This window comes from Acidithiobacillus sp. HP-2 (assembly GCF_015100155.1).
In the GTDB taxonomy this organism is placed as follows: domain Bacteria; phylum Pseudomonadota; class Gammaproteobacteria; order Acidithiobacillales; family Acidithiobacillaceae; genus Acidithiobacillus.
In genome coordinates this window covers 77,026-93,299 of sequence record NZ_JACKZA010000002.1, presented here as the reverse complement: position 1 = coordinate 93,299, position 16,274 = coordinate 77,026, and the positions used below count along the sequence as shown (strand labels likewise).

General features: G+C 53.3%; 13 protein-coding genes. 10 read left to right on the top strand and 3 right to left on the bottom strand.

Translation table 11 applies throughout. From position 1 onward, the window contains the following. Positions 1-42: 42 nt before the first annotated feature. On the top strand, positions 43-984 hold the full coding sequence (locus tag H7F11_RS01900; protein WP_227485174.1) for a hypothetical protein: 942 nt from the start codon (positions 43-45) through the stop codon (positions 982-984). A gap of 10 nt (positions 985-994) precedes the next feature. On the opposite strand, the gene H7F11_RS01895 is transcribed toward H7F11_RS01900, so the two are convergent. Then, positions 995-2,620 carry a multicopper oxidase family protein gene (locus H7F11_RS01895; protein ID WP_227485173.1) on the bottom strand — a complete coding sequence of 542 codons (1,626 nt, stop codon included), beginning with the start codon at positions 2,618-2,620 and terminating at the stop codon, positions 995-997. Positions 2,621-2,703: 83 nt separating this feature from the next. Next, entirely contained in the window at positions 2,704-3,528 is an 825-nt protein-coding gene (locus H7F11_RS01890; RefSeq protein ID WP_193649628.1) for a winged helix-turn-helix domain-containing protein, read from the bottom strand. 315 nt (positions 3,529-3,843) lie between these two features. Here H7F11_RS01890 and H7F11_RS01880 point away from each other — a divergent pair, with 315 nt between their 5' ends. The 9 genes from H7F11_RS01880 to H7F11_RS01840 all read left to right on the top strand — a co-directional run bounded on the left by H7F11_RS01880 (position 3,844) and on the right by H7F11_RS01840 (position 16,001). After that, entirely contained in the window at positions 3,844-6,186 is a 2,343-nt protein-coding gene (locus tag H7F11_RS01880; RefSeq protein ID WP_193649629.1) for a TonB-dependent receptor, read from the top strand. 81 nt (positions 6,187-6,267) lie between these two features. Further along, positions 6,268-7,344: a YncE family protein gene (locus tag H7F11_RS01875; protein WP_193649630.1), complete on the top strand. Its 1,077-nt coding sequence runs from the start codon at positions 6,268-6,270 to the stop codon at positions 7,342-7,344. A gap of 104 nt (positions 7,345-7,448) precedes the next feature. Next, on the top strand, positions 7,449-8,030 hold the full coding sequence (locus tag H7F11_RS01870) for a cytochrome b/b6 domain-containing protein (protein ID WP_075323074.1): 582 nt from the start codon (positions 7,449-7,451) through the stop codon (positions 8,028-8,030). 91 nt (positions 8,031-8,121) lie between these two features. Next, entirely contained in the window at positions 8,122-8,433 is a 312-nt protein-coding gene (locus tag H7F11_RS01865) for a PepSY domain-containing protein (protein WP_065958093.1), read from the top strand. Positions 8,434-8,511: 78 nt separating this feature from the next. Beyond that, complete coding sequence (locus H7F11_RS01860; RefSeq protein WP_081576944.1) at positions 8,512-9,174, top strand: response regulator transcription factor; 663 nt, start codon at positions 8,512-8,514, stop codon at positions 9,172-9,174. Continuing rightward, positions 9,171-10,478, top strand: coding sequence for an ATP-binding protein (locus tag H7F11_RS01855; protein WP_193649631.1), 1,308 nt, complete (start codon positions 9,171-9,173; stop codon positions 10,476-10,478). The genes H7F11_RS01860 and H7F11_RS01855 overlap by 4 nt, the downstream gene beginning before the upstream one ends. A 92-nt stretch (positions 10,479-10,570) precedes the next feature. Continuing rightward, positions 10,571-11,920 (top strand): TolC family protein, encoded by a 1,350-nt coding sequence (locus H7F11_RS01850; protein WP_193649632.1) that lies wholly within the window; start codon positions 10,571-10,573, stop codon positions 11,918-11,920. Further along, complete coding sequence (locus tag H7F11_RS01845) at positions 11,917-12,957, top strand: efflux RND transporter periplasmic adaptor subunit (protein ID WP_193649633.1); 1,041 nt, start codon at positions 11,917-11,919, stop codon at positions 12,955-12,957. The genes H7F11_RS01850 and H7F11_RS01845 overlap by 4 nt, the downstream gene beginning before the upstream one ends. After that, a complete protein-coding gene (locus H7F11_RS01840; protein ID WP_193649634.1) occupies positions 12,957-16,001 on the top strand; it encodes an efflux RND transporter permease subunit in 3,045 nt (1,014 codons plus the stop codon). Before H7F11_RS01845 ends, H7F11_RS01840 begins: the two co-directional genes overlap by 1 nt. Positions 16,002-16,017: 16 nt before the next feature. On the opposite strand, the gene H7F11_RS01835 is transcribed toward H7F11_RS01840, so the two are convergent. After that, a complete protein-coding gene (locus tag H7F11_RS01835) occupies positions 16,018-16,224 on the bottom strand; it encodes a DUF2892 domain-containing protein (protein ID WP_193649635.1) in 207 nt (68 codons plus the stop codon). Positions 16,225-16,274: the final 50 nt, after the last annotated feature.

The window sequence follows — 16,274 nt, the reverse complement described above, 5'->3', positions numbered from 1 at the left end:
CCTCTTTTAATGGTCCTATTCCGAGATGCTATGAAATCCTCAATGTCCATGGAACATAAACGCCGATTGGCTTTTGGCCTTGTACGTATCATTTTCGGCCTGATCTGGCTGATCAACACCTGGTTACAGTTTAATCCAGCCTATACAGCCCACTTTCTGGGGAGCTTTGACGCGGACTGGGTGAGTGGACAGCCTGCCTGGATCAGCCAGTATGGACATTGGATGGCTAATCTCGTTCAGCACATAGGGCCAAATGTTGTGGCTTATGGAACAGTAGGGCTGGATGCCATTCTTGCGGTTTCCCTGATTACCGGGCTGGGCTTGCCTTTTCTGGCCGGGGTAGGGGTGCTGTACAACCTCTGGCTCTGGAGTACGGTGGGTGGTTTTGGCGGACCCTATACCCAAGGGGCCACAGATCCGGGCACGGCGATCATTTATGCGCTGTGTTTTGTTTATGTGATCTGGTCCCGAAGTTGGGAAGGTCTGAGTTTGAGCAAGAGCCCGCATAAGCCTTTGTATGCCCCGGCCATGCACACTGCCCGTATTCTCTTTGGGCTGCTTTGGGCTTTTGATGCATTCTGGAAGTGGCAACCCTATTTTCTACACAATGCCGTGACTTATCTGCAGCAGGCACTTCCGGGAGAGCCCGCCTGGATTGCTGCCTACATTTCCTTGGTGATTGCCGTGATCAATCTGGCAGGGCCGGTGCTCTTCGGCTATGTCGCCGCCATCATGGAAAGTATCATTGCTTTTTTCCTGCTCATCGGACGGGGTATGCGCTGGATTATTCCTGTGGGTATTGCCTACAGTTTCGGGGTATGGACGACGGCGGAGGGCTGGGGAGCGCCTTATCTGCCCGGCAGTACGGCCAATAAAGGCGATGTGCTGGGTACCACCAACATTTACATCATCGCCTTCCTGTTCCTGGCGGCCTGGGTATATTTCACTCCCCGTGCCCAGCGCATGGGCGACGGCGATGCGTGAAGCCGCCTGATCAGCTCACGGTAAACTGCCCCATCATGCCATTGTCCTCATGCTCCAGCATGTGGCAATGGTACATATATGGGAAGTCGTCGGGGGCGGGCTGTCCATAGTGGGCGATAAAACGTATGGTTTCAGTACGACGGATCAGCAAGGTGTCTTTCCAGCCTGTTTCATAAGCAGGGGGCGCCTTGCCATTGCGGGACAGAATCTGGAATGAGGTGCCATGAACATGAAAAGTGTGGGCCATCTCCGCATCGTTGAAGACCTCCCAGATTTCCGTGCTTCCCAGACGCAGACGCTGATTGATGACCTGCATGTCCATGTACTGATTGTTGATGGAAAACAGCGGTTGGCGACCGACCCCCATAGACATGTGCGCCGGACCGTTATGCAGAGCGGTCTGCAGAGCCCTTTGGGCGAGAGACATTTTGTCCATAGGCATGCCCCTGAGCTCGAAACGGCGCGACGGCGCATCCGCCTGCAGGGTGGGGATGGCTACCAGGTGATCAGGCAAGCGTCCTGCTGAGCCTGTGGCAGAACCGACATGCATTTCCAGTAGATCAAAATTGCTGCGATCAAAATGGTCACTGTCCATGGGATGCAGGCTCAATTCGGGAACCACCGCCGCAGAATCGCTGCGTAACGCCAATGTATTCCCTGCAAGTGAGCGCAAATCGAGGAGGATTTCGGCGCGTTCTGCAGGTGCCAGAAGTAATCTCTGCACCTTCACCGTCGCTTCGAGATAGCCGGCATCGCTGGCAATGACATAAAACGCCCGATCTCCACTCAGGGCAAAATTGTAAAGGCGGGCATTGGAGGCATTGAGCAGGCGTAATCTGACCCACTGTGCCGGAACATGCAGGACGGGAGATTCGCGACCATTGATGAGAAAGCGGTTGCCCTTCATCCCCATGACGTCCATGGCCTGAGGCATATAAACCAGTTTGCCCTGCGCATCGAGCAGGCGGTCCTGGACGATAACCGGAATGTCATCTATCCCCCAATGGTGGGGGAGACCCAGTCGCCGATCGGTGCCGTCCTCCACCAGATACAGACCCGCCAGCCCCCCGTATACATGCGGTCCGGTTCTGCCGGCAGGGTGAGGATGATACCAGAGAGTGGCTTCGGGCTGATCAATCGTATAGCCGTAGGTCCATGTTTTTCCAGGCAGGATGAGGCTTTGCGGACCACCATCCATGGTTCCGGGCACGTGCGCGCCATGCCAGTGGGTGGTCGTGCTCTGATCAAGATGATTGTGCACATACAGCCGCAGCGGCTGTCCTCGGGGGATGCGCAGGGCAGGTCCTAAAACAGCGCCGTTATAACCCCAGGTGGCCGTTTTGAGACCATCACTCAAAACGGAATGACCATCCGCCATGTGCAAGTGAAATTCCCGAACCTTGTCGCGCCCCATGACTCCCATATATACCGGCGGAATGGGTAGTGCGCCGGAAAACACCGGCTTGGGTAATGGCGAGGATTTGCTGTGAACCCCGGCCATATTCATGCCACTCATATTCATGGCCACGACAGACGGCAAAGAAAGGAGCGCTGCAGTGCCGGCACCATAAGTCAGAAACTGACGTCGGGAAATGTGAGACGCAGAGGATGGTTCGGCGCTGGCGGGTTTGGTCATGGCAGGAGTTCCCTGGTGGGTATGATTGACCGTGGAACCATAACATTGGAGTTGGCTTGAGGGTCAACACTCTGCCGATCTTGCTAATCCATGATGTGTATTTTGGGGCCGCTATAGCGATACCCGAATCCCGGAACGGTTTCCATCCAGTGATGTAAACCGGTATGTTCAAACAGGCGTCTGAGCCGATATACCTTTACGACCAGCGTGTTAGGGGCAATAAATACTTTTCTGCCATTTTTCAGCGCTTGTGTAAGTTGCTGATAAGACAATGCTTCGCCGGGATTCTGGACCATGCAGCAGAAGAGGGCGTACAAATTGCTGGGGAGATATATTTTCTGATCATCGATATTGACTATCCGCGCCTTATGATTGATCGATATGTGCGTGGATTTGATCCGCTCTGCTGCGCTGCAGTCTGATGATGGAACCGGTTCCAGCAACCTGTGCAGATAGGCCAGGAGGGGCGCCGTACCCAGGCTCCAGGGAATAAAAGTCTGGGCTCCGGAGTGAATGGCATCTTCGGCAAGACTGCCCAGGAGCACATCGTGCGCCTCGGCCATGACCAAAAATGGCAGATCGGATCCATAATTTTTTTGCAAGACCAGCAGTAACTCCCTGATTTCATCATTCCAGCCATTGGTGATGAGGACGGGTCTGTTTGAATGATTCAGCAGTTTTTCGCAATCCAGAGCGGATGTTACCGTCTGAACTATATAAGCGGTATGAAGATTTATGCTTTGCAACAGTCTGGATTCATGGTGATCTCTTTGCGGGGATAACACGACAATATCCGGATCACTTTTGAACATTCTTTTTGCTGTGGGCATATGTAGCCAGGCCAGTCCTTCCACCACAATCCAGTGCAGATGAACGGAAATAAAGGGGATTATAGAATGAAAAAACATGTGTATTTTCCTGCAATGTTCAGATAAACCAGTCGGTGAGTGCACACTTTTTGAATGCATACATGGTAGCTTGGTAATGTGACATTATTATGACAATCTGCTCTCCCCGGCTTGCTTCTGAAAAGATGCGGGAACCATCTGCCATGATAAGGGCATTTTTTAAGGTGTTCTTCCGGGTGTGCATGATGAAAATGGTCATAATATCGTCATCAAATTGTCATCTTTTTGACATATTCCCCTGATAGATTGTGCGGCTGCAAAACCAGGGGCTGACTCAGTCCTTAACGCCTACATAAAACAGGGAGAAACAAAATCATGAGTAAATCCGTATCATTACGTCCTTTGGTGCTGGCCCTCGTGGCTGGTGGTGTGTTGTTGACGGCTACCAGTGTCATGGCAGATACCATCACTGCTGCCACGGTAAGCAGTCAGGACAACGCAGCGGTGAATGTGGGAGAGGTCAATGCGGCCGCTGCTTCTCAATCCTTTCTGGGTAGCAGAGGGGTACATTCATTAACCCAGAAACACCGTTTCGACTCCGGTCAGTCCATAAAGGTATTGGGTAAACAACAAATTGCAGCTGCAGGACCGGTGGGCGGCAGTGCTCAGGCATTAGCCTATGCACCGGGCGTAAATGTGACGGGATACGGAAATACCGGCTCCACCAAAACATCCATCAGTGTCAATGGAATCAGTCAGGGCTGGGGTGGTTTTGGCGGGAGTGTCATAGATGCCGGTAACCTCTCGGTGACTTTTGATGGCGTTCCCATGGTCAATCCATCCACTGGTCTTTGGGAAAGTCCGCAAGTCCCACAAACGGGAATTTTACAGGGGATCGGTATCACCTACGGGCCGGGTAATCCGGTGAACCGCTGGTATAACAACATTGGCGGCCAAATCGCCTTTGTCCCTTTGCAGCCAACGGCACAGCCGGGCGCCAGTATCAAGATGACCTACGGAAGCTATAATTCCAAGAATATTGTGTTCAATGTCCGCACCGGCAGCATAGACGGGTGGTCAACCATTATGGCGGGTGGTGCAGGATCCAGTAACAGTTACCGGCAAAGCCCCGATGGATTCGCGAATCCCAGTTACAATTATGCCTGGTTTCTGAAAACCAAAAAAACCTATACGGATGGGAATTTTTCATTGGGGGCCTACCTGGCCAAGGGGTCCGGATACCGTCCGGTTCCGGTTCCGGTCAACCCTATTGCCGGCGTTACTTATACCGGTGCCGCAACGGGACCATTATATAGCCAGAAAACTACCGGGTTTTATTCGTCCATTCCCTTTGATATCTGGAACAAGGATGACAGCAACACGACCTGGTTGATTTACAGCAAGCTGAATCAGAAGCTGGATAAAACCTTTGCTTTGCACAATATGATCTGGTATCGCTACGGCCATCGCTTGCATCAGCATTATAATAATTACGGCTTGAGTAATCCCAGCAATCTCTATGAATACAATAATCCTCATGACAGCGTGTACGGGGACAAGCTATGGATTTCCGCCAAGCTTCCCTACAATGATGTCAGCTTCGGCGGCTTCTTTCTGAACAGCCAATATAATACCAAAAACGCTTTTTATAATCCGGCGGATGGTGGTTCTCTTGCGCTTCCCAATCATTCCTATCGGAATGATATTTTTAGCCAGACGGACCTGGCGGCATTTGTGCAGGATCGCATCAGCCCCATGCATAATCTGCATATTACTCCGGGGGTGCGCTTTATCAATTATCAGACCCAATATACGCAGGGGGCAGATATACCCGGAGCAACAGGCACCAATCAGGGCAAGCTGCCTGCTTCCAATAAAAGCTTTACCAAAGTGGAACCCTCGGTGGATTTCAACTGGAAGCCGCTGCAGTGGTTGGCGGTATTTGCAAGTTATGCCCAGGCCTACAAAGAACCGCAGGTTGGCGGTGGTGGTGGTCTCTACCAGAGTATCCGGCCGGTGTATAACCTTGAACATAGTGCGGATTATAATGCCGGCATAAAATTGCATTTTAATGATGCGGATTATCTGCACCATTTCTTCGCCATGTTCAGTTTTTATCATCTGCATTTCAGCAACCAGTTTGTTGCTGCCTATGATGCTAATGGAAATTATCTGGGGGACGCTGATGGTGACTCCATTTACCAGGGTGTAAACATCGCTCTGGAAGATGATCCCCTCTATAATGTGCATGTTTTTGCCAACCTGAATTTCGAGAAAGCCACTTTTGCACACTATACGACGGGTGGCGTCAGTTATCAGGGCTTGCCGGTATCCAATGTTCCTGAAAGTACGTTTAATATTGGTGCCAAATATCGCTATTTTCTGGATGGTATCCTGATGTCGCCCAGCATCTGGTACACCTATACTGGTGCCCAGAACATGTGGAATAACAATACTGTTATGCCCAGCAGTCAGAAAATACCTGCCTATGACACGCTGAACCTCGGATTGGAAAGTGTCATTTCTACGCGTGGGTCGGTACCTCTGCTGAAAGACGTGAAGCTCAACCTGGATATGCTGAATGTGACCAACAATCATTATAATCCGTTTGAATACGTTACTTCCGGTGGTTTGCTCGGTGGAAATTCGCAAGGACAGGTGCTGGCTCTCCCCGGAGCCCCGTTTACCGTCTATGGAAGTATTTCTGCTGATTTCTAAAACCTCTGCACAGCGGGGATGGAAATTTATCCATCCTCTTTTAGTGATCTTTTACGGAATAATTTCAGGGAAACCATTCATATGAAAAAAACCGCACTAGCCAGATATGTGCTTTCGGTAATGACCATTTTTTTGCTATTTTTGGGGGTTGCCAATGCCGGAACAAGCACATTCAAACTGATCAAAGTTATTCCATTGCCGACCACGGATCAAGGTGGCGATGCAGTCAGTTATGATCCTTCAAATCATTGTATTTATGTATCCATGGGAAAGACCGATGCCGGTGGCGTGGTCATCAATGCGGATACGAACGCACTCGTCAAGGTGGTTCGTGACGGTCTTGTCCGTCCATATGGTATGGCTTTTGACCATCAATACGTTTATTGGACATCCAATAAACTGGAGCATTCGGCGGGCGCGGGCAATAATACTGTACCTGAAAAAAAGTCCAGAATTTTTGTTGTCAATAAGGCTGACTGGAAGGTGGTTAATGTCTTTGATACGGTAGGTTCTGGTGCTGATGGCATCTGGGTGGACCAGAAATTGGGACGTCTTTATGTGGCCATGGATGACAGTAACTGGATTGATGTGTATACCCTGGGAAAAGCACCCAAATTTGTCGGGAAAATTTCCTTGTATCCGGAAACTGGTCATGGTCCTGATCTGGGTGTGTTGCTCGGTGCCCGGCATTTGTTGTACATGCCGGATGATTCCTGGGAAGAAAAAATCAATTTTCTGAACGGGCAAATTGAAGACAAGACCAATGTTGCTCCTTACTTTCTGGTCTCAGCGACAAAGCATCATCCTGATACCAAGGGACAAATTGTTGATCCGGAAAACCATACACTTTGGGTGGGCACTACGGGTTCCCGGATTTTTGTCTTTAATGCGGGCAATTTGAAAGTGCTCAAGCAGTTGCCTGCGCGAGCCGGTATTGATCAGGTTGCCTATGATCCGGCCTATCATTTGGTTTATGCCTTTGAAAGTAATGCCAAAGGCTTCAATGTCTACAATGCCCGAACCATGAAGCCGGTTACTTTTGTCTCTACCGGTTATGGCAAGACCCATACTGGAGCGGTAGACCCTGGTAACCACAAGATTTTTGTTTATGTGGGCGAGGCGCATGCGGTTTATGTGTATCAGCCTGTCCATGATTGAGGGATAGACTTCCGGTTGCTACTCATAGCTATAATTCACGACTTGCCATAAGCAGGTCGTTTTTTAACCAAGCAACCGGACATTTTATAAAAAGGGTTTCATCGATGCACGGATCAGATAGCTTACCCTGGCCACGCAGTGTCAAGTGGCTGCATATTTTTTTGGCGCTGTTCATCACCTTTCAGTTGATGAGCGAGCTGGACATGAAAGCCATCTGGAAACATGTAGGTATTTCAGCGTTTCGGCACTTTCTGTTTGTATCCCATATGTGGGTGGGGATGGCCAGTACCCTGGTGATCATCCTGTTCTGGCTGGTTGTTGCCGGGAACGCTCAATTACGTGCCCATCTGTTTCCCTATCATGGGGTTTATCTGCAGCGTATTGGCAAAGATATTCAGGGTGCGACACGCGGTATTTTCCCCCCGGCGGGTATGCGTGGCGGATTACCGGGCCTGGTCCATGGTTTGGGTCTTCTGGCCATTTCCACCATGGGGGCTTCGGGGGTGGTGATGTTTGTGATGATTTATGCGGCTGGCGGCGTCAAGCCCGGCGATGCTTATGGCATTCCCCATGCCATCCATTCCCTGATTGCCAATCTGGTATGGGCTTACTGGTGGGGTCATATTGCCATGGCTCTGCTGCATGCATTGCGTACCCCACGGATTTTGCGAATATTTATTCCCTAATTTTGGGCTAATACCGGAGCGGTATAGTGCGTAAACGGAAGGGGTCAATGGGATCCATCCATCATTTAACGCAGGTAACAGGAGCAAAATCATGAAGATATCTATACGGCTGGTGGGCGGTATTGTGGGCGGGGTGTTATTGCTGTCTGCTTTTGGTGCTTATGCTTTTACCGGCCAGGAATTGGCTGGAAAAGCGAAGATCAGTATTGCCCAGGCACGCGCTACGGCTTTACGGACTTATCCCGGTAACATCACCGATCAGGAGCTGGAGAAAGAAAAAGGCGGCAGTGGCTTACGATATTCTTTCGTGATCAAAAAAGGGCATGTCAGTCATGAAGTCGGTGTTGATGCCATGACCGGTGCCATTCTGGAGAACTCCGTTGAGGGTGACCATGCGGATTAAGGCCTTATAGTTTTTAATCGGTGCTGACCCGCTCTTTTGAGCGGGTTTTGTCTGTGTTTGTGGGGGGTGACACTCAAAATGCGTATTCTTCTGGTCGAAGACGACCGAATGATAGGTGAAGCCATCTCTGTTGCGCTGCGGGATGCCGCTTATGCTGTGGATTGGACGCGTGATGGTGAAACGGCCCTGCAAGCCATTGCCAATCAGGAATATCAGGCCATTCTTCTGGATTTGGGCTTGCCCAAACTGGATGGTTGTACGGTGCTGCAGCGGGTGCGGGCAATGGGTAGTGATCTGCCGATTATTATTATATCTGCCCGGGATGCCTTATCAGACCGGATAGAGGGTTTGGACCTGGGGGCGGATGATTATCTGGTCAAACCTTTTGCCATGGATGAATTGTTGGCGCGCTTGCGTGCCATTATCCGTCGTCAGGGTGGACAGGGGTCGCCGGTGCTCAGCAGCGGATCCCTGCAGCTTGATTTAAGTACCCATATCGCGCAGCTTGGCGAAGTCAGTGTGCTGCTGAGCCGTCGGGAGTTCGCCTTGCTGCAGGCTTTATTATTACGCCCCGGTGCGATACTGAGCCGGGCACAACTGGAAGAACGGCTCTATGGGTGGGGCGAAGAAATAGAAAGTAACAGCATTGATTTCCTGATACATGCTTTGCGCAAGAAACTCGGTGCGGAGGTCATCAAAAACGTGCGTGGTGCGGGCTGGATGGTTTCGCGTCCATTATGAAAAAATCCTTGCAGCGGCAATTGTCCATCGGCCTGAGCATTGCCATTATCTGTACAGGTTTGCTGGCCGGTTTGGCCGCTTTCTTTTTATCCCTGAATGAAGCCCAGGAATATCAGGATGCTTCCTTGCAGCAGATTGTTGCACTGGTCCCTCCTCAGGTCTGGCAGAATGCTTACCGCTATGATCAACGACATGTGGATATTGATCCAGACGCACGTATTGTCGTTGAACCGCTATGTTTATCAAATTGTAGGAAGCTGGATACTCCTTTGCCACTCCCCCCGCAATTATCACAGGGATTTCATACGGTTGCTGTCAAAGATCAGGACTGGCGGGTTTTTGTACGGCGACTGGGACCAGATAAGGCGCTGGCCGTGGCACAATCTACCGATCTGCGCAGTGATGCAGCGTTTGCCAGCGCGCGTTTGACCCTGTTGCCCTTGTTGATTCTGATTCCGTTGTTGGTGATATTTGCACGGATTATTGTCCGCCGCAGTCTGGCTCCGATCCATGCCTTGGCCGAGGCCGTGGATCAGCAGAATTCCGACCGACCCACGCCGCTTTCTGTGGAACAGGTACCCGAGGAGATTGTCCCGTTTATACAATCCCTGAATCGCCTGCTGGAAAGGATTCGGCAGTTGTTGGCTAAGGAGCGGCGTTTTATTGCCGATGCCGCCCATGAATTACGCACGCCTCTAACGGCCTTGTCACTCCAGGTGCAAAATCTGCAGCGGGCGGATTCTCTTGAGGAAAGTCGAAAACGTTTGTTGCCTCTACAGGATGGTTTGGAACGGACCCGTCATTTGTTGGATCAGTTGCTGGGTTTTGCCAGGCAGCAGAGTGTCGTTTCCACGATAGAACCGGTTGATCTGACCGCCGTAGCCCGTCAGGTTGTGGAAGATCTTTATCCTCTGGCGGAGCTGAAAAAAATAGATTTTGGCATGGATGCCGAACAAGCTTTGCGCGTGCAGGGTAGTTTTGCTGCCTTTTACAGCCTGTTGCGCAACGCTGTGGATAACGCCCTGCGCTACAGCCCGGACCATTCCGAAGTGACCGTGCGGGTGCGCAGCGAAGGGAATGATGTACTGCTGGAAGTGCTGGACAGTGGTCCGGGGATTCCGCCCGAGGCCTTGGAGCGCGTATTTGATCCTTTTTACCGGCTTCCCGGTTCAGCAGGAGACGGCAGTGGTTTGGGCCTGAGCATCGTGCGCAGTATTGCCGAACAAATGGACGGGGAAATTATTCTGCAAGCACGAACCGATCACGCCGGGTTGCATTTCATCTACCGTCAAAAAGCTGGCTAAGTTTCACCTAATTCCATCATGACATACTGACTGAAGGGTGGCTAACAGACACCCCGATTACGAGCCCTCAACCTTCAGGGAGCATTGGATTTATGGCATTACGATTATGGTTCGCCTGCACGGCGAGCCTGTTGTTACTGCTGACTGGATGTGCGCATTATCAGGCAGTGCCTTTGCCTGAGCATCTGTCCTCTGGGCAGGATCTGCATCAGAAAATGGCAGCGGCACTGGCGCGCATGCATCCCCATGTCCAGTCAATGGATTTGCAGGGACCATTTTCCGGGAAGGATCTTGGAACCATTGCGGTGTTGCTCAACCCACAGTTGCGAGCCATGCGGGCCAATCTGGGGGTCGCCCAGGCCCAGGTTTTCGCGGCCGGTCTGCTTCCCGATCCCCAACTGTCACTCAGTGCGGACTTGCCCAGCAATGTCGCAGCCGGTTATTACAATGCCTATAGCATGGGTTTGAGTTGGAGCCTCGCCAGTCTGTTTACCCGCTCAGCCAATCTGGATATTGCCCGCGCCCAGCAGAAATCCGTGCAATATCAAGTCGCCTGGCAGGAGTGGATGCAAGCCGGTAATACGCGCGTACTTGCCCGTCAGCTTTATTATCTGCAGGCGCAGGAAGCAGTCGCGGCAGCAGCGGCCAGGACCACCGGGAAATTGTATCAAGCCGCTGCTGAAAATTTGCGTCTGGGGGATAGCACCATCACTACCGCTTCACTGCGGCAAATTGCCTGGCTGGATAGTCAGGATCGGGCTTTGGCCTTAGGTCGACAAGTCACGGATACCCGCCAGAAGCTCAACCAGGCTATTGGTTTGCCCCCGAAAATGACGCTCAACATAAAGCCCCCGCAGCTTAGGAAACGCATGCCCGATGCGGCGTCATTAGTGAAATTGGCCGACCAGCACCGCTTGGATCTGGTGGCCCTGCGGGCCGGTTATCAGGCGCAGGAAGCCCAGGTACGGCGGGCCATTCTGGGTCAATATCCGGGTTTCACCATCGGTTTCGGAAAGGCTGCGGATACTTCCAATATACAAAGCTACAGCCCGAGTTTGACCCTGGATATTCCCCTCTGGAACCGGAATCGTGGGGCCATTGCCGAAAGCGAGGCTACCCGTACTCAACTGCGGGCAGCCTATGCCGCCCGTTTGTTTCAGACCCGCGCTGACATTTACCGTCTGGTGACGGACCTCCACCGTCTGGCCCAGGAAATCCTGCCCCTGCAGCAACAGGTTCCGGAACTGGAGAAAGCCGAAAACCGCTTACGCAAGGCGGCTACCGAACATGACGTGCCCTTGCTGGATTATGAAACCATACGTAGCCAGTCCCTGGCGAAGCGTCTGCAATTACTGGCGCTGCAGGAATCCTATGCCGCCCGGCAGGCCGCTCTGGAAATGGCGGTTGGAGTACCTTATGCCGATTGGGAGAGTCAGAAATGAGAACACGGTTTTCGGGCGGAAAAATTCTGGCCTGGGGATGCTGCCTGTGCTTGCTGTTTGCGGGATCTGCCGGGGCAGAGGTTTCCGCTCTGGTAAAAGTTACGCCAGCGCGCATGATGTCCATGGCCGATCAGCTGCGGGTCTACGGTACCGTAGAGTTTGCGCCGGAAGATGGCAGGACCATCGTGCTGCCAGCCGAAACCCTGGTCAATCAGGTGTTGGTGGCTGCCGGACAGAGGGTCAGGCAAGGACAACCTTTGCTGCAGATACAGACTTCGGTCAGCGATCAACTGCAACGGAAACAGGCGGAAATTGCCCTGAAATTCGCCATTGCCGACCAGCAACGGGTGGCAAGCCTGCGCCAGCGCCAACTGGCGACCAATAGCCAACTGCAGGCGGCCGATCAATCGCTGGCCCGGGCGCGGGCCGCCTTGCAGGATATCCAGTTGCGGCTGCAGCAACTGCAAAAAGGACAGGTCTCTGCGCCCATCAACGGGGTGGTAACTATCGTACATGTCCATCAGGGCGACCTCGTCCCCGCTGGTCAGCCTTTGCTCAGTTTGAGTACGGCTAATGCCCTGCGGGTGTTGTTGGGGGTAGAGCCGGCAGATTTGGCGCGCATACAGGTGGGAGATTCCGTGCAGCTGCTCCCGGTATATGGAGGGCAGGCAGCGGTGCAGGGAAAAATCCGGCAGATTTATAGTCAGATTGATCCGCAAACGCGACTGGCCCAGGTGGTGGTGCCTTTGCCTGCAAGTCCCGATTTGATGCCGGGTGCCATGCTGCAGGCGGAAATTATTCTGCATCGACAAAAGGCTGTGGCGGTTCCGGAAAGTGCGGTTCTTCAGCAGGGCGGTAAATCCTATTGTTTCGTGGATGTGGCGGGCAAAGCCCAAAAACGCTGGGTGAAAACGGGTTGGCAGCAGGATGGCTGGATTGCGGTCAACCAAGGGCTGAGCGCGGGGGATTCGGTGGTCAGTCTCGGCAACTATGAGCTGAAAAACGGCATGGCCTTGCGGATAGAAGGGAAATCCTGATGGGTGCCTGGTTACTGCAGCATCGGCGTTCCATGCTTTTCCTGTTGCTGGTGTTGGTCCTGGCGGGTCTGATGGCCGCCATGAAAATGCCGGTGGCCCTGTTTCCCAATGTGGTTTTCCCACGGATCGAAGTCTCGGTAAATTCCGGGAACATGCCCATTCAACAGACGGAAATTGCGGTCACCCGGCCGTTGGAACAGGCATTACGGGCGGTTCCCGGTGTCGAGCGCATTCGTTCTGCCACGGCGCGTGGTGCCGCCGATGTATCTGTGCAGTTTGCCTGGGGCAGCAATATGACCGAAGCTTTGTTGCAGGCGGAATCGGCAGTCAACAAGGTATTGCCCGCTTTGCCGCCAGACACCCGGTTTACGGCGCGGCGCATGGATCCGACTGTGTTTCCGGTGCTGGGTCTGTCGCTGACATCGGATCGTCTGGATCCGGTTGCCCTGCGGCGCTATGCCGAATATGACCTGCGGCCGCTGCTGCTGGCTATCCACGGTGTGGCACAGGTCGAAGTGCAGGGCGGGGCGCGTGAGGAATATCAGGTGCTGGTGGATCCCATGCGTCTGCAGAGTTATGGGCTGCGTCTGACGGCGGTGGAGCAGGCACTGAGTAATGGCAATGTTATTACCGCCGTGGGTCGTTTGCAACGTCACTACCGCCTCTATCAGATTCTGAGTGAAAGCCCCCTGAAAAATGTGCAGGATATCCGTCATATTGTGCTGAAGACCGGTACGGCCGGGGTCGTGGACCTGGCCGATGTTGCCGAGGTCCGGGTAGGAACCGCACCCCAGTGGACCACAGTAACGGCCAATGGCAAAAATGCCGTGCTGGTCAATATCAAGCAACAGATGGGTGCCAATACGGTGGCCATTGATCAGGATATCCGGACTCTGCTGCGCAAGGATGCCAAGAGCATTCCGGCAGGGATAAAGCTGAGTACCTGGTACGATCAGAGTCAGTTGATTACCGCCGCTGCATCCAGTGTGCGGGATGCCATTTTTATCGGCGCAGCTTTGGCGGCTCTGGTATTGCTGGTTTTTTTGCGGAACTTGCGGCTGACCTTCATTGTGGCCATCGTGCTGCCCAGTGTGCTCCTCGCCAGCGTGCTGATTCTTTATGTGTTGCACCAGAGCTTTAACATCATGACGCTGGGGGGCATGGCGGCAGCTGTGGGCCTGGTGGTAGATGATGCCGTGGTCATGCTCGAACACATCATGCGCCGCATTACCGAGAACCCCGGTGAAGGTAAGCCGGTGTCCGTGCTGCATTCTGCCCTGGAAATGAGTAAACCCCTGGCGGGCTCATCGGCAGCAACCATCATCATTTTTATACCGCTGGCCTTTTTATCCGGGGTTACCGGTGCTTTTTTTCAGGCATTGGCCATTTCCATTGCAGCGGCCCTGCTGGTGTCCTTTCTGGTGGCTTATCTGGCGGTGCCCCTCCTCGCCGATCTGCTCCTGAGACCCCGGGATGCCGAGCAGGCCGAACATCAGGGCCGTTTTTTGGCCTGGTTCAGCCGCATGTATGGGCACTATCTGGAAAAACTGTTGCGGCGACCATTGTTTTTATCTTTGATTGTGCTGGCCTTTCTGCTGTTGGGAGGATGGTCCTACACCCAGGTGGGCAGTGGTTTCATGCCCGCGATGGACGAGGGGGGCTTCGTGCTGGATTATACCGCTGCTCCCGGTACTTCTCTGGCGGAAACGGATCGACTGCTGGATCAGGTACAGCAGATTCTCGCCCAGAATCGGGATGTGGCCAGTTATTCACGGCGCACGGGTCTGCAGTTGGGCGGAGGCATCACCGAAGCGAACACCGGAGACTTTTTCATCCGCCTCAAGGCGCAGCGACAGCACACCATCTGGCAGGTGATGCAGGGCGTTCGTGCGCAGGTTCATAATCAGGTTCCGGGGTTGCGGGTGCAAACGGGGCAACTGATGGAAGATCTTATCGGAGATTTAACCGCCGTCCCTCAGCCGGTCGAAATCAAGCTCTTCGGTGCGGATCCCCACACGCTGCAAAAACTGGCCCGGCAAGTGGCTGGACAAATCCGGCAGGTGCCGGGTGTTGTCGAGGTTTTTGATGGGATTGTCATTGCCGGTGACGCCGTTGATATTCATGTGGATCCGGTGAAGGCGGCCCTGGCGGGAATGACTCCCGGTCAGGTCAGCAGCCAGTTGCAAACCTTGATGGAGGGCCGTGTGGTCAGTCGAATACCCCAAGGCCAGGAAATGATCGGGGTCCGCGTCCGCGCTCCCCATGCACTCTGGAGTGAAATTCACCGCCTGCGACAACTCCCCATAATCGCCCCCGATGGGCATTATCTGACCCTGGGGCAGGTGGCCGAAATTCGTATGCAGTCCGGGCAGGCGGAACTGAACTCCGAAAACCTCAAACCCATGGTGGCAGTGACAGCCCGCATTGAGGGGCGGGCGATGAGTACGGTGATGGGCGAGGTGAAGGTCCGTCTGGCCCACCTGCAGTTACCCCGAGGGGTCTACCTGCAATATGGCGGATTGTATCGCGAACAACAACAGTCCATGCGCGAACTGGCGCTGGTGCTGCTGGCGGCCATTCTGCTGGTGACGGTATTGCTGCTGTTTCTCTACGAGCGTTTTACCGTGGTCCTGAGTATTCTCGCTACGGCGCTTCTGGCTTTGGGCAGTGTGTTTGTTGGTCTGTGGCTGACCGGCACCGAGCGTAATATTACCGCCATGATCGGGATGACCATGATTGTTGGCATTGTCACGGAAACGGCGATTTTCTTTTTTGCGGAAGCGCAGTCCGCGGAGTCCCATGAACTGGTTCGGGCTGGTAAGGCGCGGCTACGGCCGGTGCTGATGACGGCCATTATCGCCATTTTGGCCCTCATGCCGCTGGCCTTGGGGATGGGTGCCGGGGCACAAATGCAGGCACCTTTGGCCATCGCCATTATTTCCGGATTGCTGGCTGAAATTCCTCTGGTACTGCTGGTGATGCCTGGAATTTACGCGTGGCTGGAAAGGCTTTCTAAAAAGGGATCAGTGCGCGTTATACACTGATCCGGATTTTTTCCTCTCAGGATTTGCGGAGCGGGCAGGTCCTGATGCCGAAGAGTGTGTAGGCAGGACACCAACCGACCAAACCGGTGATCAAGGGTACGAGCCCCAGCCATCCCCAGGGGGTTTTCGGTCCGACAAAAACCAGTGCAATGACAATAATTCCGACGATGATCCGAATCAGCCGGTCGGCCATTCCTTCGTTGAACAGGGTAGAGACAGACATTTTGGACTCCTTGTTAAGTCAGCAGAGATTTTCATCGTAGGCAACTCGCA